26 protein-coding genes are annotated in these 23,450 nt (G+C 27.9%); 22 read left to right on the top strand and 4 right to left on the bottom strand.

Annotated features, from left to right (window positions below):
• Positions 1 to 30: 30 nt before the first annotated feature.
• The 22 genes from rpsT (at position 31) to ASUIS_RS00880 (ending at position 20,113) form a co-directional block, all read left to right on the top strand.
• Entirely contained in the window at positions 31 to 291 is a 261-nt protein-coding gene (gene rpsT, locus ASUIS_RS00985) for a 30S ribosomal protein S20 (protein ID WP_118885290.1), read from the top strand.
• A 3-nt stretch (positions 292 to 294) separates the two neighbouring features.
• Positions 295 to 1,362 (top strand): peptide chain release factor 1, encoded by a 1,068-nt coding sequence (prfA, locus tag ASUIS_RS00980; protein ID WP_118885289.1) that lies wholly within the window; start codon positions 295 to 297, stop codon positions 1,360 to 1,362.
• Between the two features lie 18 nt (positions 1,363 to 1,380).
• Positions 1,381 to 1,578, top strand: a complete 198-nt coding sequence (locus tag ASUIS_RS00975) for a DUF1653 domain-containing protein (RefSeq protein ID WP_118885288.1) — start codon at positions 1,381 to 1,383, stop codon at positions 1,576 to 1,578.
• A gap of 47 nt (positions 1,579 to 1,625) precedes the next feature.
• On the top strand, positions 1,626 to 2,684 hold the full coding sequence (locus ASUIS_RS00970; protein WP_118885287.1) for a substrate-binding domain-containing protein: 1,059 nt from the start codon (positions 1,626 to 1,628) through the stop codon (positions 2,682 to 2,684).
• Positions 2,685 to 2,813: 129 nt separating this feature from the next.
• Positions 2,814 to 4,544 (top strand): EAL domain-containing protein, encoded by a 1,731-nt coding sequence (locus ASUIS_RS00965; protein ID WP_118885286.1) that lies wholly within the window; start codon positions 2,814 to 2,816, stop codon positions 4,542 to 4,544.
• A gap of 68 nt (positions 4,545 to 4,612) precedes the next feature.
• Positions 4,613 to 5,542 (top strand): phosphate ABC transporter permease subunit PstC, encoded by a 930-nt coding sequence (gene pstC / locus ASUIS_RS00960; protein ID WP_118885285.1) that lies wholly within the window; start codon positions 4,613 to 4,615, stop codon positions 5,540 to 5,542.
• Positions 5,539 to 6,726, top strand: coding sequence for a phosphate ABC transporter permease PstA (gene pstA / locus ASUIS_RS00955; RefSeq protein ID WP_118885284.1), 1,188 nt, complete (start codon positions 5,539 to 5,541; stop codon positions 6,724 to 6,726). Before pstC ends, pstA begins: the two co-directional genes overlap by 4 nt.
• A gap of 15 nt (positions 6,727 to 6,741) precedes the next feature.
• Complete coding sequence (gene pstB / locus ASUIS_RS00950) at positions 6,742 to 7,515, top strand: phosphate ABC transporter ATP-binding protein PstB (RefSeq protein ID WP_118885283.1); 774 nt, start codon at positions 6,742 to 6,744, stop codon at positions 7,513 to 7,515.
• Entirely contained in the window at positions 7,515 to 8,183 is a 669-nt protein-coding gene (locus ASUIS_RS00945) for a phosphate signaling complex PhoU family protein (RefSeq protein ID WP_118885282.1), read from the top strand. The genes pstB and ASUIS_RS00945 overlap by 1 nt, the downstream gene beginning before the upstream one ends.
• A gap of 21 nt (positions 8,184 to 8,204) precedes the next feature.
• Positions 8,205 to 8,654 carry a phosphate-starvation-inducible PsiE family protein gene (locus ASUIS_RS00940; RefSeq protein WP_118885281.1) on the top strand — a complete coding sequence of 150 codons (450 nt, stop codon included), beginning with the start codon at positions 8,205 to 8,207 and terminating at the stop codon, positions 8,652 to 8,654.
• Entirely contained in the window at positions 8,647 to 9,321 is a 675-nt protein-coding gene (locus ASUIS_RS00935; protein WP_192894472.1) for a response regulator transcription factor, read from the top strand. The genes ASUIS_RS00940 and ASUIS_RS00935 overlap by 8 nt, the downstream gene beginning before the upstream one ends.
• Complete coding sequence (locus ASUIS_RS00930; RefSeq protein ID WP_118885280.1) at positions 9,315 to 10,700, top strand: sensor histidine kinase; 1,386 nt, start codon at positions 9,315 to 9,317, stop codon at positions 10,698 to 10,700. Before ASUIS_RS00935 ends, ASUIS_RS00930 begins: the two co-directional genes overlap by 7 nt.
• 75 nt (positions 10,701 to 10,775) lie before the next feature.
• Complete coding sequence (rplM, locus tag ASUIS_RS00925; RefSeq protein ID WP_118885279.1) at positions 10,776 to 11,195, top strand: 50S ribosomal protein L13; 420 nt, start codon at positions 10,776 to 10,778, stop codon at positions 11,193 to 11,195.
• Between the two features lie 5 nt (positions 11,196 to 11,200).
• On the top strand, positions 11,201 to 11,590 hold the full coding sequence (gene rpsI / locus ASUIS_RS00920; protein WP_118885278.1) for a 30S ribosomal protein S9: 390 nt from the start codon (positions 11,201 to 11,203) through the stop codon (positions 11,588 to 11,590).
• A gap of 96 nt (positions 11,591 to 11,686) precedes the next feature.
• Entirely contained in the window at positions 11,687 to 13,189 is a 1,503-nt protein-coding gene (locus ASUIS_RS00915; RefSeq protein ID WP_118885277.1) for a peptide-binding protein, read from the top strand.
• A gap of 22 nt (positions 13,190 to 13,211) precedes the next feature.
• Complete coding sequence (locus ASUIS_RS00910; protein ID WP_118887607.1) at positions 13,212 to 13,865, top strand: HAD family hydrolase; 654 nt, start codon at positions 13,212 to 13,214, stop codon at positions 13,863 to 13,865.
• Positions 13,866 to 14,011: 146 nt separating this feature from the next.
• Complete coding sequence (locus ASUIS_RS00905) at positions 14,012 to 14,575, top strand: pyruvate flavodoxin oxidoreductase subunit gamma (RefSeq protein ID WP_118885276.1); 564 nt, start codon at positions 14,012 to 14,014, stop codon at positions 14,573 to 14,575.
• Between the two features lie 12 nt (positions 14,576 to 14,587).
• Positions 14,588 to 14,998 (top strand): 4Fe-4S dicluster-binding protein, encoded by a 411-nt coding sequence (locus ASUIS_RS00900; RefSeq protein WP_192894473.1) that lies wholly within the window; start codon positions 14,588 to 14,590, stop codon positions 14,996 to 14,998.
• A gap of 2 nt (positions 14,999 to 15,000) precedes the next feature.
• A complete protein-coding gene (locus ASUIS_RS00895) occupies positions 15,001 to 16,236 on the top strand; it encodes a 2-oxoacid:ferredoxin oxidoreductase subunit alpha (protein ID WP_118885275.1) in 1,236 nt (411 codons plus the stop codon).
• A gap of 2 nt (positions 16,237 to 16,238) precedes the next feature.
• Positions 16,239 to 17,207, top strand: a complete 969-nt coding sequence (locus ASUIS_RS00890) for a thiamine pyrophosphate-dependent enzyme (protein ID WP_118885274.1) — start codon at positions 16,239 to 16,241, stop codon at positions 17,205 to 17,207.
• A gap of 212 nt (positions 17,208 to 17,419) precedes the next feature.
• On the top strand, positions 17,420 to 19,054 hold the full coding sequence (pgm, locus tag ASUIS_RS00885) for a phosphoglucomutase (alpha-D-glucose-1,6-bisphosphate-dependent) (RefSeq protein WP_118885273.1): 1,635 nt from the start codon (positions 17,420 to 17,422) through the stop codon (positions 19,052 to 19,054).
• A gap of 21 nt (positions 19,055 to 19,075) precedes the next feature.
• The gene (locus tag ASUIS_RS00880) at positions 19,076 to 20,113 is read left to right on the top strand and encodes an AbrB family transcriptional regulator (protein ID WP_226799946.1); all 1,038 of its coding nucleotides are present in this window, start codon (positions 19,076 to 19,078) and stop codon (positions 20,111 to 20,113) included.
• Here the strand turns inward: ASUIS_RS00880 and ASUIS_RS00875 are convergent.
• From ASUIS_RS00875 to ASUIS_RS00860, 4 genes are read right to left on the bottom strand one after another with little or no spacing between them, the layout of a single operon-like run.
• Positions 20,108 to 20,683, bottom strand: coding sequence for an ABC-type transport auxiliary lipoprotein family protein (locus ASUIS_RS00875; RefSeq protein ID WP_118885272.1), 576 nt, complete (start codon positions 20,681 to 20,683; stop codon positions 20,108 to 20,110). The two genes, ASUIS_RS00880 and ASUIS_RS00875, sit on opposite strands and share 6 nt — an antisense overlap.
• A gap of 2 nt (positions 20,684 to 20,685) precedes the next feature.
• On the bottom strand, positions 20,686 to 21,588 hold the full coding sequence (locus ASUIS_RS00870) for an MlaD family protein (protein ID WP_118885271.1): 903 nt from the start codon (positions 21,586 to 21,588) through the stop codon (positions 20,686 to 20,688).
• Positions 21,588 to 22,322 carry an ABC transporter ATP-binding protein gene (locus tag ASUIS_RS00865; RefSeq protein ID WP_118885270.1) on the bottom strand — a complete coding sequence of 245 codons (735 nt, stop codon included), beginning with the start codon at positions 22,320 to 22,322 and terminating at the stop codon, positions 21,588 to 21,590. Before ASUIS_RS00865 ends, ASUIS_RS00870 begins: the two co-directional genes overlap by 1 nt.
• Entirely contained in the window at positions 22,322 to 23,440 is a 1,119-nt protein-coding gene (locus ASUIS_RS00860) for an MlaE family ABC transporter permease (protein ID WP_118885269.1), read from the bottom strand. The genes ASUIS_RS00865 and ASUIS_RS00860 overlap by 1 nt, the downstream gene beginning before the upstream one ends.
• Between the last annotated feature and the right edge of the window lie 10 nt (positions 23,441 to 23,450).

Raw genomic sequence — 23,450 nt, 5'->3', positions numbered from 1 at the left:
CCTTAAAAATTTTATAAAGAGGTTAAAAAAATGGCAAATCACAAATCTTCTGAAAAAAGAGCTAGACAAACTAGAATTAAAACAGAAAGAAACAGATTTTACAAAACTAGAATCAAGAATGTAACAAAAAATGTATTAGCAGCAATCGAAACAGCTGATAAAGAAAAAGCAGTTGACGCTATGAAAACTGCAAACAAATATTTACACCATTGTGTATCTAAAGGTATCTTAAAAAAAGAGACTGCAGCAAGAAGAGTAAGTAGATTACAAGTAAAAGTTAACGCTATATAATTTATGTTAAAAAGCAGACTACAACCATTTATTAATAGATACGAAGAAATTAATACTTTATTAATGGCTCCTGATATTACAAATGATATAAAAAGAATGACTGATTTATCAAAAGAACAGTCAAATATGCAACCTATTGTTATTAAAGCTCGTGAGTATGTTAAATTAATGGATGACATTGATGAAAACAAAATGATGCTTGATGATCCAGAACTTGGTGATTTAGCAAAAGAAGAACTCAAAGAATTAGAAACAAGAAAACCAAAACTTGAAGATGAAATTAAATTTTTAATGATTCCTAAAGACCCTAATGATGATAAAAATATCTACTTAGAGTTAAGAGCTGGTACAGGTGGCGATGAAGCTGCTATATTTGTAGGTGACCTTTTTAGAGGTTATTTAAGATATGCAGAAAATAATGGTTGGAAAGTTGAAATTATGAGCTCGAGTGAGAGCGAATCAAATGGATATAAAGAGATTGTTTTTCTAATTAAAGGTGACCATGTTTACTCAAAATTAAAATTTGAGGGTGGTACACATAGAGTACAAAGGGTTCCTGCAACTGAATCTCAAGGAAGGGTTCATACATCAGCTATTACAGTTGCTGTTATGCCTGAAGTTGACGATGTGGAAGTAGAAATTAATCCAAATGATTTAAAAATTGATGTTATGAGAGCCAGTGGGAATGGTGGTCAATCTGTAAATACTACAGACTCGGCTGTTAGAATCACTCATATTCCATCTGGAATTGTTGTAACAAATCAAGATCAGAAATCTCAACATAAAAATAAAGATAGAGCTATGAAAGTTTTAAAAGCTAAGCTTTATGAAATAGAAATGAATAAAAAAATGGAATCTGAAGGTGCTACTAGAAAAGAACAAGTTGGTACTGGTGATAGAAGTGGAAGAATTAGAACTTATAATTATCCACAAAATAGAATCAGTGATCACAGAATCAACTTGACTTTATATAGACTTGATTACATCATGAATGATGGTCTGTTTGATGAAGTGATTGATCCTCTTATTGCTGATCATCAATCTAGACTCATCGAGGCTAATGGATTATAAAATCCATTAGCTTTTTTTATGATAGAACTAAATAAAACTTATATACACTACAAAAATAAGAAATCTTACACTCCTCTAAACTTCTGTAAAGTCCAAGAAAATGATATTTGGATAGAAGCTATTATTTATAAACCAAACGATTGTGAAGAACTTTTTATAAGAACTTGCAAAGAGTTTGAACTTAAGTTTACAAAAGAAATAGTAACCAAAATGTAATCAACTGTCATTAAACTTTCACCGTAAATAAAAATATGGAGAAAAGAATGACTTTCAAAAAAACATCTATGGCATTATTCGCAAGTGCTTTATTAGTAACAACTTTAAGTGCAAGAGACCAAATCAAAATTGTTGGTTCATCAACTGTTTATCCTTTTTCATCTTCAGTTGCTGAAGAATTAGGATCAACTACTAAATTCCCTACTCCAGTTGTAGAATCAACAGGAACAGGTGGAGGAATGAAATTATTTTGTTCAGGTGCAGATATAAATACACCAGATATTGCAAATGCTTCAAGAAGAATGAAAGATAAAGAATTAAAACTATGTGAAGAAAATGGTGTTACAGATATAACTGAAGCATTAATTGGTTTTGATGGAATTGCAGTTGCACAAGATTCAAAAGTAACTTCATTTAACGTAACAAAAGCTCAATTAGCATTAGCTGTTGCAGAACAAGTACCTTCAAAAGATGGTAAAACTTTAATAGCTAATCCTTATAAAAAATGGTCAGATATTGATGCTTCATTACCAAACAGAGATATTATTGTTTATGGACCACCAAAATCATCAGGAACAAGAGATTCATTTGAAGAATTAGTATTACAACATGTATTTGAAAAAATGCCAGTTTATACAGATTTATTTAAAGCTGATGAAAAAGCAAATAAAAAATATGAAAAATACTCAGTTATTAGAACAGATGGTGTTTATGTTGAATCTGGTGAAAATGATAACTTAATCGTTCAAAAATTAACTAAAAATCCTGCTGCTATTGGTATTTTTGGTTATTCGTTCTTAGAAGAAAATAAAGATAAAGTTGTTGGAATTACAGTTGATAGTATTGCTCCAACTGCTGATACTATTTCAACAGGAAAATATCCAGTTGCTAGATCTATGTATTTTTATATCAAAAATGCACATGTTAAAGATGTTCCTGCTTTAAAAGAGTATGCAAATTTATTTATGTCTGAGAAAATGATAGGAAAAGATGGAATTCTAGGAGAATTAGGTTTAATCACTTTAGATGATAAAACTAGAGATGCTGCTAGAAAAAAAGTTATGAACAGTGAAAAATTAACTGTAGAAGATTTAAAACAACACTAACTAAATAAAAGGGAAGATTTTTATCTTCTCTTTTTTTCTACAAAATATCATTATTAAGTTTTTATCTGTTGACGCGAACAAAGAGGTAAAAACTTAGTAATGATATTATAAATCAAGATTAGGTGAACTATGCCAAATTGGAATCAAATAATCGATAAACTAGACTATGCTTTTCAACCAATTGTTTACTCTCACACAGGTAAACTTTATGCTGTTGAAGCACTTATTAGGAATGTTCAAAATATTTCTGGATTAAATGCTATTGATGATTTATTTAATATGGCTTTTAATGATGATTATTTATATGAATTGGATTTACAGTTAAGAGAAAAAGCTATCAAAAAGTTCTCAAATATTGAAATTGAAGATTTAAGATTATTTTATAATTTAGATAATCGAATAATTTACAATAAGAATCTTTCTGCAGGAAATACTTCTAAAATATTAAAAAAGTATAAATTAAATAAAAGTGCCATCTGTTTTGAACTAAGTGAAAAAGGTACGGCAATAGAACAAAATGCTTTATCAACAATGATTCAAAGATATAGAGAAAATGGTTATTCTATTGCTATTGATGATTTTGGAATAGGTGTTTCTGGTCTTAAACTTCTATATTTTAGTGAAGCACAAATTATAAAACTTGATAGATTTTTTATTTCAAATATTGATCAAGATTCAAAGAAAAAACTTTTTTGTTCTTCTATTATCGAAATGGCTCATATTATGGGAATGCAAGTTATCGCAGAAGGTATTGAAACTGTAAAAGAGTTTTACACTTGTAAAGATATTGGTGCAGATTTTATTCAAGGTTATTTAGTACAAAAACCAACAGTTGAAATAAATGAAATAAAAAGTCTTTATAATAATATTCTAACTTTAATCAATGAAGATAAAAGAAATAATCCAAATGCTACTATTGATGAAGAGTTTATAGAACCAATTATTGCACTTAGTGTAAATAGTTCTTTATATGAACTTTTTGTACATTTTAAAGAATCTACAAAAAATAATTTTGTTCCAATAGTAGATGAATATGATAATTTTTTAGGAATAATTTATGAAACTGATATCAAAAAAATATCTTATTCACAATATGGATTAGCTCTTGCACAAAATAAAACTTTTTCTTCTAGTTTAATAAAATATTTGAAACCTGCATTATATGTTGAAATATCTTGGGGAATTGACAAAATATTAGAAATGTATAACCAAAACTCAAAAGATGCTTTAGGAATTTTTATTACTCAAGCAAATAAATATAGAGGATTTATAAATCTAAATTCGCTTTTAACCCTTTCTTATAAAAGAAATATCGAAATAGCTACAAATCAGAATCCACTTACAAAACTTCCTGGGAATAATCAAATTGAGAAATTTATAGAAAAAACCCTTAAAAGAAATCAAAAAACTATTACACACATAATCTATTTCGATTTTAATGATTTTAAACCATTTAATGATATTTATGGATTTAGACTAGGAGATAGAGCTATTTTGATTTTTTCAGAACTTCTTCAAAAAAGATACCCAAAAGATTCATTTATAGCTCATATTGGTGGTGATGATTTTTTTGTTGGATTAAAAAATCATAAATTCGAAGAAGTTTTTGAACTAACAAACAAAGTCCAAATTGAATTTAAAAATTCTGTAGAAAATTTGTATTCAAAAAAAGATAAAGAAAATGGTCTTTTAATTGCAAAAGATAGATTTAATATAGAAAGAAGTTTCAATTTATTATCAGTATCTTCTGCAATTATTGAAATAAATCCTAAATCAAATATCTCTAATTTTGATAATACTTTAAATGTTTTGAAAAAAGCTTCAAAAGGCTCAAGTAAACCTATTTCTAGTATTTTGTAATCGATGTAACCATTGTGTAACTATCTTTATTTAATATTTCATCTAAATTTACTATAAAGGTAAAAGTATTGAGCACTTTTGAATCAAGAAAAAAAAGTAGAGAACTAAATGAAAAACTAATTAAATTTGCTTTAATTAGTGCAGCAGCTATCTCAATTTTAACTACATTTGGAATTCTATTTTCAATATTATTTGAAGCAATAGAATTTTTTAAATTGAGAAGTTTTTGGTATTTTATTACAGGAACTACATGGTCACCAGGTGTTATTGGTAGTCAATTTGGAGCATTGCCAATATTTGCAGGAACATTTGTAATAACTGTTATTGCTTTAGGTGTTGCTATTCCTATTGGTCTTGGAAGTGCAATTTACATGAGTGAATATGCAGGTCCAAAAGTAAGAGATTATTTAAAACCTATTTTAGAAATACTAGCTGGTATTCCTACTGTTGTTTATGGTTTTTTTGCAGCAATCACTGTTGCACCTTTAGTTGTAAAAACAGCAGAATTTATTGGGCTTGAAGCTACATTTAACTCTGCCCTTGCATCTGGGATTGTAATGGGAATTATGATTATTCCTGTTATTTCTTCACTATCAGATGATGTTATTAGATCCGTTCCAGATAGTCAAAGAAAAGCAGCTTTTGCCTTAGGAATGACTCATGGAGAAACTATAAAAAATATAGTTCTACCTTCAGCAATGCCAGGAATTATTTCAGCTTCACTTCTTGGACTTTCAAAAGCTTTAGGAGAAACAATGATTGTTGTTATGGCAGCTGGTTTACGACCAAATCTATCTTGGAATCCATTGGAAGATATGACAACAGTAACAGTTACTATTGTAAATTCATTGGTTGGAGATTTTGAGTTTAATTCACCAGAAACTCTTTCTGCATTTGCATTAGGACTAATTTTATTTATTGTGACATTAATCCTAAATATGATTTCATTATCTCTTATTAGAAAATTCAAAGAAAAATATAAAGTGAATACATTATGATTAGAAGAAAAAAACAAAAACAAAACAATAATCCATTTTATGATCCAACATTAAAAGCAAGACATGCAAGTGCAGCTAGATTTAAAAAGTTTACTTTAACTTCATTAATTTTTTCTGTTGCTTTTTTATCATTCTTTTTATTTGATATTGTAGGAAAAGGCTTACCAGCTTTTAAAGTAGCTTATATTCAAATGGAAGTTACATTTAATGAAAAATCTTTAGACGACACAAGATTTGCTGTTGATAAAAAATATAGAGATTTAGTTTCAAGAGCTTGGCTTAGAGATATTCCTTTATTAGTAAAAGAAAATCCAAATTTTATGAATACTACTTTAACAACTTGGGTTTTAGCTGATGATCAGGTTGACCAATATTTAAAAGGGCATCACCATAAATTAAAAGAAGATGAAATAACTTTAGTGGATGAGTTACACTCTCAAGGATTAATTGAAAATAAATTTAATGTAATTTTCTTCACAAAAGGTGATTCAAAAATTCCTGAATATGCTGGACTTTATTCAGCAATGATTGGTTCAATTCTTACTTTAATTATTACTATGATAGTTGCTTTCCCAATTGGAGTTATGACAGCTATTTATTTAGAAGAGTTTGCAACTGATAATAAATTTACAAGATTTATAGAAATCAATATAAACAATTTAGCAGCAATTCCTTCTATTTTATTTGGTCTTTTAGGACTTGCAATTTTTATAAATTTATTTGGTATGCCAAGAAGTTCTCCACTTGTTGGAGGTTTAACTCTTGCACTTATGACTTTACCTATTATAATTGTTAGTTCGCGAGCTGCTTTAAGAGCAGTTCCTGATAGTATTAGACAAGCTGGATATGGTTTAGGACTTAATAAAATTCAAGTTACAAAAGACCATGTTTTACCTTTAGCATTTCCAGGAGTACTTACAGGTTCAATCATTGGTCTTGCACATGCTATGGGAGAAACTGCTCCATTGATTATTATAGGAATGATTGCTTTTATTCCAGATGCTCCTTCAATGGTAACTCAAGCTGCAACTGTTATGCCAGCGCAATTATTTACATGGGCTGGAATGCCTGAGGGTATGTATATAGAAAAAACAGCTGCAGGAATCATGGTGTTATTAACAATCTTAATTTCACTAAATGCAATTGCGATATATTTAAGAAAAAAATTCGAAGTTAAATGGTAAGAAGGAAAAATCAAAATGATAGAAAATGATAATAAAACAAAAATTGAAGTAAAAAATCTAAATCTATATTATGGAGTTAATCAAGCGCTTTTTGATATTACTGCAAATTTATATGAAAACAAAATTACAGCATTAATTGGACCATCTGGATGTGGAAAATCAACATTTTTAAGATGCATCAACAGAATGAATGATTTAATCCCAATAGTAAAAATTGATGGTCAAATCATAATCGATACTAAAAATATCTATGATAAAGATGTAGATGAAGTAAGTGTTAGAAAAAGAATTGGAATGGTATTTCAACAACCAAATCCTTTTCCAAAATCAATTTATGACAATGTTGCATATGCTCCATTAAAACATGGAATTGTAAAAAAAGGAAAAGAGTGTGATGAATTAGTTGAATCTTCACTTATTAAATCTGGACTTTGGAATGAAGTAAAAGATAAATTACAACAACCTGGAACTTCACTTTCAGGAGGACAACAACAAAGACTTTGTATTGCAAGAACAATTGCAATTAAACCAGAAGTTATTTTAATGGATGAACCTACATCAGCACTTGACCCAATATCAACAGAAAAAATTGAAGCTTTAATGCTTGAATTAAAACAAGATTATACAATCATTACTGTAACTCACAATATGCAACAAGCGGCACGTGTGGCTGATTATACAGCATTCTTTCACTTAGGAAAACTAATTGAATATGATGAAACAGAAACAATTTTTGTTAATCCACACAATAAAAAAACAGAAGATTATATTACAGGGAGATTTGGATAATGTTAAAACCTTACGAAGCAAAATTACAAAGTATAAAAGACGAAATTTCAAAAATTGGTGTGGATGTTATAAATTCACTAGAATTATCTTTAAGAGCATTAGAAGATAGAAAAATTGATGACTTGAAAAATGTTGATTTAACAGAAAAAAAACTTCTATTACGATCAAATGAAATTGATAATATCATAGTTACAACTTTGGCTTTATATTCGCCAGAAGCAAAAGATTTAAGACAATTAGTTTCATATTTAAAAATCACAAACGAGTTAGTAAGAACTGGTTCAAACGCAAAAGATTTTGCAAAAATGTTTAAAAAATCTTATTCTGATGATTTAAATACAAATATGATTTTAGAATATGCTGTTCCTTTGTTAAAATCAGCACTTCTTTCTCTTCAAACATCTATTTCAATCTTAGATGAAACGAATGCAAATCATATAGAAGAAAAATATCATCGAGTTATTGTTGAAGAGAGCAAAACCGATGATTTATATTTAATGATTGAAAAAAATATTTTAAAACTAATTTCAAAAAATCTTGATTTATCAAAAGAATATTTTGATATATTAAGTGCATTAAGAAGACTTGAAAAAATTGCAGATAGAGCTGTATCAATCGCTAACTTATTACATTTTGCTCAGGTTGGTGGAGATATGGTACAATCATGATATTTATGTTATAATTTTTGTATGAAAAAAGCTATAAATAAAATAAGAAACTACTTTAGTACTAACTTTGAAGTTCTTGCTGGGATAATTATTTTTATCGGAATAATTGCCTCAGGTAAGGATTTTTATAAAGCAATAATTTTTATGTTGGAATTTATTGTTATCATGGAAGTTGTAAAAATGGTCTCTGATTTTATCAAAAAAGAGACTTTACGATTAAGATATGTTATTGATATTTTTATCATTTTTTTAATCCGTGATGTAATTATTTTAACAACAAATAAAAATAGAGACTACTTTGATATTTCATTTTTACTTTTTGTAATTTTTGTATTTTTTATATTTAGGATTCTTGCTATTAAATTTTCTCCTGGTGTTATAAAGATTTCAAAAGATACAGTAATTGAATATGATGATGAAAGACCAAATAAAAAAGTTACAACAACAAAAGAGTCAAATTCTGATGAATAATAAATTAATTTTAATTGTTGAAGATGAAGAAGATATTTTAGAACTTCTTGAATATACACTTCAAAAAGAAGGTTATGAAACAATAGGTTTTTTAAATATTGATAAAAATGTAAGAAATGTTTTAAATGAAGAACAAATTGATTTAATTTTAATGGATAGAAATCTTCCTGGAATTGAAGGAACTTCGTTTATAAATGAAATTAAACAACAAGGTTATTCTAATCCTGTTATTTATGTAACAGCAAAAGATAGAGACGAAGATATTATTGATGGTTTTGATAGCCATGCGGACGATTATATTACTAAACCCTTTAATCTAAAAGAGTTATGTGCAAGAATAAAAGCAGTTATCAAAAGAAGCTCAAAAGATATTGATGTGTTAAAAGTAAAAGATATTGTTTATAAATCTTCTAATAAAAAGTTTTATATTGATGACTTAGAATTAGAATTAACCCATCTTGAACATGATTTATTGCTTGAATTTATCAAAAATAAAGATATTCTAATGACAAGAGAACATTTACTTAATAGTGTTTGGCAAGACTCTTTTGAGAAAAAAGAGAAAACAGTAAATGTTGCAATTAAAAGATTAAAAGCAAAAATAGACCCAAATGGAAAAAAAGATTATATTCGTTCAATTAGGGGAGAAGGTTATATTTTTTGTTAAAAATACACCAACTTTTTCTAAGAACTTATATTGCAATATTTTTAGTTATTCTTCTAACTTTAAGTATTATTACCTACTTTTGGTCAAAAAATATTTATATAAACCAAATCGAAAGAAACTTACTACAAAATATTGATACGTTATCTATTGTTTTCAAGAATAAAGATAATCTAACTAATACCTCTGATATTGTTCACGAACTACATGAAAAATTAAAACTTAGAATAACTATTATTGATGAATTTGGTACAGTAATTGCTGATAGTGACAAAGAATTATCTCAAATTAAAAATCATTTAACAAGAAAAGAGATAATCGAAGCAAAAAATAATGCTATAGGGAAAGATACTAGAAAATCTGAAACAATAAATAAAGAATTGTTATACATTGCAAAAAAAATCACTATTTCTAATAAAATTTATTACATAAGAATGGCTGATTATATAAGTAATATTACAGATAATTTTATGAGTCTTACTTTTGGAATCTTTTTATTTATTACCTTTTTTTTAATCATTGCTTTTTCAGCTACATACATTATTAGTATAAGAGTTAAAAAAGAAACCGATGATATTTTACATTTTTTGACTTTATTAGCACACAAAAAACCCTCTTTTATCCTAGATTCAAAATATACTTATGAATTTTATAAAATTTCAAAACTTTTGAATAAAGTAGCTATAAAACTTACAAAAAGAGAAAAACAAAAAGCAAAACAAAATGCAAAACTAAAAATTGCCAATAAACAAAAAGATGAAATTATTTCAGCAATTTCCCATGAATTCAAAAATCCAATTGCAATAATCTCAGGATATAGTGAAACTATCTTAAATGATGAACAAATGCCCCAACCTATGAAAATAAAATTTTTAAAAAAGATTTATTCAAATGCAAATAAAATGTCCCAAATAGTTGATAAATTAAGATTGACTTTAAAATTAGAAGAAGGAAAACAAGAACTTATTTTAGTTCCATGTTCTATGAAAAAATTGATTGGAACATGTGTTAGCGATTTAAAAGATAAATACAAAAATAGAGAAATACTACTTCAAGGCGATGATATAACTTTAAAAGTTGATGAAACTTTGATTTCTATGGCTATTTCTAACTTAATTGAGAATGCATTAAAATACTCAGAAGATGAAATTATTGTAAATATTTCTCAAAATTCAATTTGTATCATTGATAAAGGTATAGGAATTGAAGAAAAAGAATTAGAAAAAATAAATCAAAAATTTTATAGAATTTCAAATAATGGTTGGAATAATTCCCTAGGACTCGGACTTTTTATTGTTCAGTCTGTACTTTCTTTACATAATTTTACACTTGAAATTCATTCAGAATTTAAAAAAGGTTCACAATTTTGTATAAAATATTAATTTATACTTAATTTAAGTAATTATTAAGTATTACTACACTATTATTGCACCTCATTAAAAAAGCGGAGAAAATAAATGAAATTTACTCAAATGGCACATGCTAACGAAATCGAAAGAGATTGGATAGTAGTTGATGCAACTGATAAAGTATTCGGAAGAATTATTACAGAAGTTGCTACTATCTTAAGAGGGAAAAACAAACCTTGTTTTACACCAAATGTAGACTGCGGAGATTTTGTTGTTATTATAAATGCATCAAAAGCAAGATTTTCTGGTAAAAAATTAGAAAGTAAAAATTACTTTACACACTCAGGTTATTTTGGTAGTACAAAAACTCACAAAATGTCTGAAATGTTTGAAAAAAATCCAGAAAAATTATACAAATTAGCTACTAGAGGTATGCTTCCAAAAACTACTCTTGGTAAAGCTATGTTAAAAAAATTAAAAGTATATGCAGGAAGTGAACACCCTCATACTGCGCAAATTAAAGGATAATAGTAATGGCAAAAGTATATGCAACTGGAAGAAGAAAAACAGCTGTAGCAAAAGTATGGCTAGAAAATGGTAATGGTCAATTAACAATTAATGGTCAATCTTTAGATGCTTGGTTAGGTGGTCACGAATCAATTAAAAAAAGAGTTATGCAACCATTAAATGTTGCTAAACAAGAAACTTCTGTAAACATTATTGTAAAAACTCTTGGTGGTGGATATTCTGCACAAGCTGATGCTGCAAGACATGGAATTTCAAGAGCATTAGTTGCTTATGATGAGCAATTTAGAGCTATCTTAAAACCTTATGGTTTATTAACAAGAGACTCAAGATCTGTTGAAAGAAAAAAATTCGGAAAGAAAAAAGCAAGAAAATCTTCTCAATTCTCAAAAAGATAATTCAGAAAAAGTATTTCTTACTATTTCAAAAAAGGAGCGACAAAAGTTGCTCCTTTTTTTTATGCCTTTTTTTATAAAAAAACTATACAATACTTTATGAAATTTTTAACCCTTTACCTATTAATTCTCAGCTATTTAAGTGCAAGTACTTTAAATTTATCAATGACTTCAAGTCCTAGTAGATTAAATCCTATATTAGCAAATGACACGGCAAGTAGTGAAATATCTGATTGGCTTTTTAATGGTTTATTTAAATATGATAAAAATGGGAATCCAACCGTTGATTTAGCTAAATCTTATAATTTTGAAACACCAACAAAATTAATTATAAAATTAAAAGAAAATGTACTTTGGCATGATAAAGAAAAATTTACTTCAAAAGATGTAATTTTCACTTATGAAAAAATAATTGACCCAAAAGTATTTAACTCTATTAAATCAAACTTCAAAGAAGTAGAAAGTGCAAAAGCTCTTGATGATTATACAATTGAAGTAATATATAAAAAACCATATTTTAAAGCTCTTGAAACTTGGATGGTTGGGATTCTTCCTTATCATCTTTTAAAAGATGACAAAGATTTAATGACAAGTTCATTTAATAAAAATCCAATAGGAACAGGTTCATATAAACTAAAAGAGTTTAAACAAGGTGAAGATATTGAACTTATTGCATTTGAAAACTATTTTGAAGGAACTCCTAAAATTGAAAAAATTTTATATAAATTTTTACCAGATCCAAATACTTCTTTTTTATATTTAAAACAAAAAAAATTAGACCTTGGTGGATTAGACCCAATTCAAGTTGATAGACAAATAGATGATGAATTTAAAAATAACTATACAATAATTCAAAAACCCAGTTTTACTTATGCTTATTTAGGTTTTAATCTAAAAAATGAGAAATTTAAAGATATAAGAATTAGACAAGCTTTGTCCTTTGCTATAAATAGACAAGAGTTAGTTGATATTTTGTTTTTTGGTTATGGAAAAGTTTGCAATGGACCATTTTTACCAGGTTCATTTGCTTTTAATGATGAAGTAAAAACAATACAACAAGATATAGCAAAAGCAAAAAAACTTTTAAAAGAAGCAGGATATGATAAAAATAATCCTTTCACTTTTGAGGTAATTACAAATACCGGAAATGACACAAGGATAAATGCTGCTCAAATATTACAATACCAACTAAAAAAAGCTGGAATTATTATGAATATAAGAGTTATGGAATGGCAAGCTTTTTTAAATACAGTTGTTCATCCAAGAAATTTTGAAGCAGTACTTATGGGTTGGGCATTAGCATTAATGCCTGATGCTTATCCCATTTGGCATACTTCAAGTAGTAAACTTGGAGGATTTAATTTTGTTTCATATGAAAATCCAGAAGTTGATTCATTAATTGAACAGGGAAGCAAAACAATAAATAGAGATGAACTAGGAAAAATATATAAACAAATCTTCAGAAAAATTACTGATGATTTACCATATCTATTTTTATATATACCTGATTCAGTAAGTGTTGTAAATAAAAATATTAAAAATATTGAACCCTCTTTTGTAGGAATAATGCACAATCAAAAAGATTGGGAAATTGAAGAATAAATATATAAGGACAAAAAAAGATATGGATAAAAATAAAATAATACTTTTTGATTTAGATGGAACTTTAATAAACTCTACAGATGCAATAGTTTCAACATTTTATCACTCTTTTAAAGAATTGCAATTTGATTTCAAAGGTAATGATGAAAGTATTAAATCATTAATTGGTTACCCACTTGATATTATGTATAAAAGCTTAGGGGTTGACGAGTCAAAAGTTTGGGATTTTGTTGATTCTTATAAAAATAGATATAGAGTAATTTCTATCGCTCAAACAACTTTATTAGAAAATGCCTATGAAGCAGTGGAACTTGCTGCAAAAATTGGAAGAGTAAGTGTGGTTACTACAAAAACAAGAACTTATACAATGCCCTTATTAGAACATTTTAACATCGCTCAATTTTTTGAAATAGTAACAGGAAGAGAAAATGTACAAAATCCTAAACCAGATCCTGAACCTATTTTAGTTACTCTAAAGCAAATGAATTATGATAAAAATAAACATTCAGTTTGGATGATTGGTGATACAAAACTAGATTTAATTGCTGCAAATGAAGCAAATATTAACTCAGTTGGAGTATTATGTGGTTATGGAAATGAAAAAGAGTTAAGAGAATATACAAATTTTGTAGAATCAAATGCTTTAAATGCAATTAAATATTTGAAAAATCTTTAGTAATATTATATTTAACTTAATATTTTATATTAATATTTTGACGCTATATTTTATTAAATGTAATTTAAGTTAAAAATATCTATAATACTTAAGACTAATTAATTTTTTTAAGTCAAGTTTAATATTAACTAATAAGGAGAGCCTCTATGTTAGAAATTAGATGGCATAGCCGTGCAGGACAAGGTGCTGTTACTGGTGCAAAAGGTCTTGGTTCTGTTGTTGCTGAAACTGGTAAACAAGTTCAAGCTTTTGCTTTTTATGGTTCAGCTAAAAGAGGTGCGTCTATGACGGCTTACAATAGAATTGACGATGAGCCAATCTTAAATCATGAAAAATATATGCAACCTGATTTTGTTTTTATATTAGATCCGGGTCTTGCAATCACTGATAATATCACGGCAAACGGTAAAGATACTACAAAATACATAATCACAACTCACCTAAAAAAAGAAGAATTAATCTCTTTAGTTCCAACTTTACAAGGAATTGAAGATAGAGTATTCGTTCTTGACTGTTTTCAAATTGCAAGAGATACAATTGGAAAAGCTATTCCAAATACTCCAATGCTTGGTGCATTTATGAAAGTTAGTGGAATGTTTGAACTTGACTACTTTAAAGAAAAAATGAAAGGGGTACTTAAAAAGTTACCTCAAAATGTTATTGATGCAAATATGATTGCAATCCAACGAGCTTTTGACGAAGTTCACTAAAAGGATAAAAAAATGAATAAACCAATAAGTGAAATGGGATGGGATGAATTAGCACCAGGTGCAATTCTTTATACATTCGACGGAGATATAAATTATAATATAGCTGATATTCAACCTGAAGATAGAATGTATTCAGAAACTAGTTCAAAAGGTATGAGTGTAGGAGACTGGAGAGTTCTTAAACCAGTTTGGAATTCTGAAACATGTATTGACTGTCAAAACTGCTGGATATTCTGTCCAGATACTTCAATCATTGCAAGAAATAAAGAGATGAAAGGTGTTGATTACGAACACTGTAAAGGTTGTGGATTATGTGTAAGCGTTTGTCCTACAAATCCAAAATCACTTTTAATGTTTAATGAATATGAAACTGTTGAAAATGCACTTGCAAATTGGCCTGAAAAAAAGAAGAAAGGTGAATAATAATGAATAAAAGAGTTATGGAATTAAAAAGTGTTGAAGTTTGGGATGGAAATATGGCAAACTCTCAAGCTTTCAGACAAGCTGACGTTGATGTAGTTGCAGCTTATCCAATTACACCTTCAACTGCTACTGTTGAGAATTATGCAATGTTCCATGCAAATGGATATATTGATGGTGAAGTTATGATGACTGAATCTGAACATGCTGCTATGAGTGCATGTGTGGGTGCAGGTGCAGCTGGTGGAAGAGTTGCAACTGCAACTTCATCTCAAGGACTAGCACTTATGATTGAGGTATTATATCAAGCATCTGGAATGAGAATTCCTGTTGTTTTATGTTTAGTAAATAGAGCATTAGCAGCACCTTTAAATGTAAATGGTGACCACTCAGATTTATATCTTACAAGAGATTCTGGTTGGATTTCAATAGATGCATTTAATCCTCAACAAGCTTATGATATGACTTTAATGTCATTTAAAATTTCTGAGCATCCAGATGTTAGACTTCCAGTTATTTCTAATCAAGATGGATTTATGACTTCACATACAGCTCAAAATGTTACTCCATTAAAAGATGATGTTGCATGTAAATTTGTAGGTGATTACTTACAAGTAAATGCTTTATTAAATTTTGACAAACCAGTAACTCATGGAGTTCAAACTGAACAAGATTGGCATTTTGAACACAAAGCAAAACAACATGCAGCTTTAATGGGTTCTAAAAAAGTTATTTTAGAAACATTTGCACAATTTAAAGAATTAACAGGAAGAGAATATAAACTTGTTGAATCTTACAATTTAGAAAATGCAGATATTGCAATAGTTTGTTTAGGTACAACTTTTGAAACAGCAATGTTAGCAATTGACCAATTAAAAGCTGAAGGAATCAATGCAGCAGTAGTTGCTCCAAGAGTATTTAGACCATTCCCACTTGAAGAAGTAGCAGAGGCTTTACAAAATGTTAAAGCAATTGCATGTATGGATAGATCAGCTCCAGGAGGAACTGTTGGAGCTTTATATAATGAAGTTTCAGGAGCTTTATTTAATACGCCTGTTCGTCCTTTAATGTCTAACTTAATCTATGGTTTAGGTGGAAGAGATATGACGGTAGCTATTTTAAAAGATATATTTAGAACTTTAGATAAAGAAGCCAAAGAAGGTAAATTATCTGGAAAAATCCAAAGATTTGTTGGAGTAAGAGGTCCAGAACTTAGCTTTTATGAAACGCAAGGAAAATAAAAATGAGTACATTAGTTAATACACAAAAAGAAATTAAAAACTTAAAAACATTTTCAACAGCAGCAGAAAGATTTGAAGGTTCACACCTTTTATGTCCAGGTTGTGCTCACTCTATCATCGTTAGAGAAGTTTTAAATGCAACAAATGACAACTTAGTAGTATCAGCTTCAACTGGATGTTTAGAAGTTTGTACAGCTATTTATCCTCATACTTCATGGGATTGTTCTTGGATTCATATTGGATTTGAAAACTCTTCAACTGCAATGGCAGGGGTTGAAACTATGAACAAAGCTTTAAGAAATAAAGGCAGAATTTCTGCAGATACTCCTCAACCGAAATTTGTAACATTTGGTGGAGATGGTTCAACTTATGATATTGGATTCCAATGGATTTCTGGATGTTTTGAAAGAGGACATGACTTTATGTATGTTTGTTTAGACAATGAAGTTTATGCAAACACAGGTGGACAAAGAAGTTCATCTACACCTATTGGTTCAAGTACAACAACAGCACCTGCTGGGAGTCACTCTTATGGTGAAAAAAGACAGAAAAAAGATATAGTTTCTATTATGGCAGCGCATGGTGCACCTTATGTTGCTCAAGTTGCTCCAAATAAATGGAAAGATATGGTTAAAAAAATTCAAACAGGTTTTGATACACATGGACCTGTATTTATAAATGCAATGAGTGCATGTACAACTGAATGGAAATTTGCACCAAATCAAACTATTGAAGTTTCTGATTTAGCAGTAGATTCTTTAGTTTTCCCATTATATGAAATAATTGGTGGAAGAGAATTAAACATCACTTATAGACCAAAAAATATTATTCCTGTTAGGGATTATTTAGGCGCACAACCACGATTTAAACATTTATTCAAACCTGAATATGAATATTTAATTGATGAATGGCAAAAAAGAATAGACGAAAGATGGACATTCTTACAAAAAAGAGAAGAAATTAGAATGTAGTTTCTTCTTTTGTAAGAAAAATAAAAACTTTTTTTAAAGTTTTATTTTTCTTACATTTTATTCAACTCTATACAAAAATTTAAATATAACTTACAAACTCTAAGCATTTTTCCAATTAACCTTTTCATATTTTTGCTTCCTTATTAAAAGGGCAATTTCGATAAAATAATACTTCTTTTTATAAAAGCAATTAAAATAGCAAAGGATAAAACTTGATAAATAAATTAGCAGGTAAAAAAGCACCTAAAGAAATACTAGAAAATATTGAAGAATTAATCGAAGCCTATTATATTAATAAGCCAGATATAAATATTCAAAGTCAAAAAGTTAGTTTTGGAACATCTGGTCACAGAGGGAATTCTAAAAAATCAAGTTTTAATGAAGACCATATTCTAGCAATCACACAAGCACTTTGTGAGTATAGAAAAAATGCTGGAATAAATGGTGTTATGCATATTGGAATTGATACTCATGCTTTATCAACTCCTGCTCAAGAAACAGCGTTACAAGTTTTCTTAGCAAATGAAGTTAAATGTAAAATAGCTGCTAAAAACTCATATACTCCAACTCCTGTTATGTCTTTTACAATAATTGAATCAAATAAAAATTCAAAAGATTTAAATGATGGTGTAATTATAACTCCTTCACATAATCCTCCATGTGATGGTGGATTTAAATACAATACTCCAAATGGAGGACCTTCTGATACAGATGTTACATCTGTTATAGAAAAAAGAGCAAATGAGATATTAAAAGATGGTCTAAAAGATGTTAAATTCATTGCAAAAGACAAAATTTATGAATCTAAATTTTTAGAAATTGCTGATTTTATTACTCCTTATGTAAAAGCTTTAGACACTATTATTGATATGGATGTCATAAAAAATGCAAATTTACATATTGGTGTAGATCCATTAGGAGGATCTGGTTTAGAAGTTTATAAAAAAATAAATGAAATTTATGGACTTAACCTTGATATTGTAAATGATTCAATTGACCCAACTTTTTCTTTTATGTCATGTGACCATGATGGAAAAATAAGAATGGATTGTTCTTCTCCTTATGCTATGGCTTCACTTATACAATTAGCTGACAAATATGATATTGCCTTTGCTAATGACCCCGATTTTGATAGACATGGAATCGTAACAAAAAGTGTAGGACTTATGAATCCTAATCATTATTTAACTGTTGCTATTTGGTATCTATTTTCAAATAGAAAATCTTGGAAAAATGACCTAGCAGTCGGTAAAACTTTAGTTTCAAGTTCAATGATTGATAAAGTTGTTAAATCTTTAGATAAAAAACTTTATGAAGTACCTGTTGGATTTAAATGGTTTGTGGAAGGTTTATATGATGGAAGTTTAGCTTTTGGAGGAGAAGAGAGTGCTGGAGCATCATTCTTGAGAAAAGATGGAAGTGTTTGGTCTACTGACAAAGATGGAATTATTTTAAATCTTTTAGCTGCTGAAATTACTGCTAAACTAAAAAAAGACCCAGGAGTTATTTATCAAGAATTTGAAAAAGAGTTTGGAAAAGCTTATTATAAAAGAGTTGATGCTGTTGCAAATTATGAACAAAAAGCTAAACTAAAAAACCTTAGTGTAAAAGATATTACATCTAAAACTTTAGCAAATGAAGAAATAGAAAACATCTATACAAACGCAAGTGGAAATAATGCAAGCATTGGTGGACTAAAAGTTACTACAAAAAATGGTTGGTTTGCAGCACGTCCATCTGGAACTGAGGATATTTATAAAATTTATGCGGAAAGTTTTATAAGTGAAGAGCATTTAGAATTACTAATAAAAGAGGCTCAAGATTTAGTTTTAAAAAGCATAGCTTAAAACAACTGAGCTAGGAAATCTATGATAAACATGCAACAATTATCTCAAATGTTACTTGCACTTTTCATAGGTTTTTGTGGCTCTATTTTATTTATTTTTTTACATCTTCCACTTCCTTGGCTATTAGGAGCAATTTTTACAACTTCTATTGCCATGAGATTTGAAAAACTTCCAATACAAAATCCAAAAATCTTTTCAGCACCAGCTAGAATTTTTATAGGTTTGATAATTGGAAGTGCTTTTACTCCTGAAATCTTAGAATTTTTACATATCTATTTATTTAGTATTTTATTGATTATTCCTTATTCGATTATTGTTACTTTTGCTGGAATGTATTATTATGTAAAAGTTTTAAAGTTTGATAGAAAAACTGCATTTTTTAGCTCAACTCCAGGTGGTGTTGTAGAAATGGTAATTTTAGGAGAAGAACAAAAAGCGGATACTGCTAAGATAACCCTTGTTCAATCTTCAAGACTTTTATTTGTGGTTTTAACTCTGCCTTTTATTATTCAATATCTTTTTCATCTTGATATTAGTGGAAATCAATTAATCACAAAAGCTATAAAAGACACCAATTTAGTAGAGTTCTTTTATCTGATTATTATTGGATTAATTGGAGCATTTGGTGCGAAAAAACTAAAAATATCAGCTGCTTTTTTAATTGGTCCTATGATTTTAAGTGTTATTGTTTATAGTAGTGGATTTATACATACTTTGATTCCAGATGAATTAATCAAATTTATTCAAGTTATATTTGGAACAATTATTGGTTTTACATTTAGAGGTGTTAAATTAAGAATGATTCTAAAAATTTTAATGGGAACTTTTGGGCATTTTGTGATTTTGGCATTTATCTCTGGTATTTTTGTAGCTATTGCCTATTACTTTTTTGGTTTCCCAATAGTTTCAACTCTTTTAGCTTTTAGTCCAGGTGGGCAAACAGAGATGAATTTAATAGCTTTAATTGTTGGAGCAAATGTTCCATATATTACAATTCATCACATAATGCGACTTTTTATAGTTATGAATTTAGCTCCAATAATCGCTAAAAGATTATAATTTATTTATCTCTTTTAGCAACTCTTTCATTATCTCTTCAAAAGTTTTATTCAAACTATTTACAAATTCATAAGGTTTATTTTGAGCTTCTAAAACCTTCTTATCATAACTAAATGTTTTTACCAACTCTTTATCTTTTACTAAATCAAAATTTATTTTCAAAATAACATAAGATTTATCTGCATTTATTTCATGGTAGATTTTGATTACATTTGTTTTTAAAACATAATCATATTTTATTTTTGTATCTTCAACAGAGACTAAAGAGAAAATATTACTACTTTGAAAAGACTCTAATAATGAGTTATGAATCATACTACTTGGAAGATTTATCCATCTATTTTTTGCGTACTCTTCAAACAAATAAGGTTTTTGGCTATAAAAAATTGCCCGTGAATTAAAACTTTTATTTACAAGTGGTTCTTCAATCAAAATTGATTTATCTATATTTTTATAACTTTCGTTTTTTGAGTTAAAATCAATAGAATAACTATTTATTTGTCCCACTTCTTGTTTTAAAGTACATCCTGAAATTAGAATTACAATTAAAAGATAAAAAAGATTTTTCATATTTATTCTCCTGGTCCATTTTTTATATTTTTTTGTTTAAATAAAATATCACTTGGACTTTGATTTAGATTATCTATCAAAGTTTGAGTTTGTAAAAGTGTTGAATCTAGGTTATTTAAAACACTATTTAGTTTGTCAAAACTCTCTTTTGACATACCGTTTATATCAAAACTTCCCTTTTTGATTTCAGCCAAAATCTCACTTGTTAAGTCTTTGAAACTATTTGCTGAATTGTTTATACTTTCAAAAGATTTATTACCATTTTTACTAAGAAGATTTATATTTTTTATAAGTTCATCAATTTTTTTCTCATTATTTACAAGATATGAACTAAATTGTTCTACATTATTCATACTATTTTTTGTTTTACCAAGAATATCTGAAATAGTTTTTATATTTTCATCGGCTAAAAGTTTTTTCATTTGCCCTAAAACTAAAGTTAATTGGTTTGTTAAATCAGTTGTAGAATCAACTAAAGTTGTCAAATCTGATGTTTTTGAGCTTATTATTCTAAAACCATTTTCATCTTCTTGCAAAAGTTTTGAATTATTACTTCCACCTTTTAATTCGATATATTTAAGTCCAGTAATCCCAAGGTTCCCTAAAACCGCATAATTATCTTCTTTTATTGGTGTTCCTTTTTTGATTGCAATATCTATTTGTATCTCTTCTGAGTTAAGTGGATTTAGTTTTATTTCATTAACATTTCCAACTTCAAATCCCTTATATTTTATAGATGAACCAATATTTAATCCAGAAACAGATTCTTGAAAATAGATTGAATATTCATCAAATTTTTTCTTTTCAAAACCAAATTTTCCCAACCAAAAAATAAGAACTAAAAGTGAGATTACAAGGGCTATTACAAATAATCCTATTTTAAAAAAGTTTATTTTTGTATCCATTATTTGCCTTTATTTGTTAAAAAATCTTTTATAAATTCATCTTGTGAATCCAAAGCTTGAGTTATATTTCCATCAAAGATTATTTTTTGTTTTAATATTATAAATCTATCTAAAACTGTTTTTATTGTTTCTAAATCATGGGTAATTATGATTATTGTGATATTTAACATTTTTTTTAGATTAAGTAATAACTCATTTATTTTTTGTGTACTAGAAGGATCAAGTCCACTTGTAGGTTCATCTAAAAATAAAACTTTTGGTTGCATTGCAAGACTTCGTGCAAGGGCAACTCTTTTTTTCATTCCACCACTTAATTCAGATGGATACAATAATGCACAACTTTTTGGAAGCCCTACAATTTGAAGATTTGTATAAGCGATTTTTTCTATTAAATCTGCTGGTAAATCTGTATATTCTTTTAACATCACACTAATATTTTCAATCACATTCAAAAAAGAGTATAAAGCTCCAAACTGAAAAAGATAAGAAAATTGTTGTTTTAAATCTTGAATATCTTTTAAATCTAAAGTTGAAATATCTTTTCCCAAAAATTCAATATTTCCCTTTTGAATTTTGTCTAACATAACTATTTGTTTTACCAATACACTTTTCCCAGAACCACTTCCACCTAATACCCCAAAGATTTCTCCTTGATTTACACTAAATGAAATATCTTTATGTACTATGTTTTCACCAAAGATTGTTGATAAATTATTTACTCTTATTATTTCCATTATATTCCAATCTCAGTTAGAATCACTGAAAAAATCGCGTTTAAAGCAATAACTACAAAGATAGCATTTACAACACTTATTGTTGTATATTTTCCGATACTTGTAGTATTGTTTTGTACTTGAAATCCTCTATAACACCCAATAAGTGCAATAGCCACTCCAAAAAATATTGATTTACAAACTCCAATTAAAAGATGTTTTAATGGAACTTCTTGTCCCATTCGGTTTATAAATTCAAAAAATGTAACATCTAAATCCGTATAAGCTATTACCATTCCACCAAATATTCCTACAATATCAGCAAAAAACACCAATAAAGGCAAAGCAATAACCAAAGCAAAAATTCTAGGTAATACCAAAAATAGAGTTGGTTCAAAATCCATAGTTCTCATAGCATCTATTTCATCTGTTATTTTCATAGCTCCAATTTCAGCAGTATATGAACTAGAACTTCGTCCAGCAATTACAATTGCAGTTACAAGTGGAGCGATTTCTCTAAACATAGTTATACAAATCATCTCAACTATAAAAATATTTGCTCCAAACTTTTCAAGTTGAACAGCTCCTTGATATGCAATTACAACTCCTACTAAAAATGAAGTAATTCCTACTATAAAAAGTGCATTCACAGCCGATGTATCAATATATTTTAGCATCGCTTTTAATCTCATTTTTTTTGGATTAAAAAGTGAATAAACAAAATAATAAAAAACTTTTCCTACAAATTTTGTAAAATCAAGGCTTGAAAGGTAAGCTTCATATGCAGTTTTACCAATCTTTTCTATAATGTTTTTTTTATCTTTTATATCTAAACTATTGTCTTGATAGTGTTTTTCATAAAATCTATAAAACTCTTCAAAAGAATCTAAATTTTTAAGTGTTAAGTTTTTTTCTTCAACTTTTTTAAAAAATGAAATAAGATAGATAATTGAAGAAGTGTCACACTCTTTTAGATTTTGAAAATCCACAGCTAATTTAGTATGGGAAGAAAAAGTTAGTTTTTCTAATTTTTTGATGTTTGAAGTAAGAATTTGTTTATTCCAAATATTTAGTAATGTTAGTTCATAACTACCATCATTTATTTTTCTAAGTTCGAAATAATCGCTATAATCTTCCATAATAACCTCT

The organism is Arcobacter suis CECT 7833 (assembly GCF_003544815.1).
GTDB lineage: Bacteria > Campylobacterota > Campylobacteria > Campylobacterales > Arcobacteraceae > Aliarcobacter > Aliarcobacter suis.
Note: the sequence above shows the minus strand (reverse complement) of the source record. Positions and strands in the feature narration are given on the sequence as shown.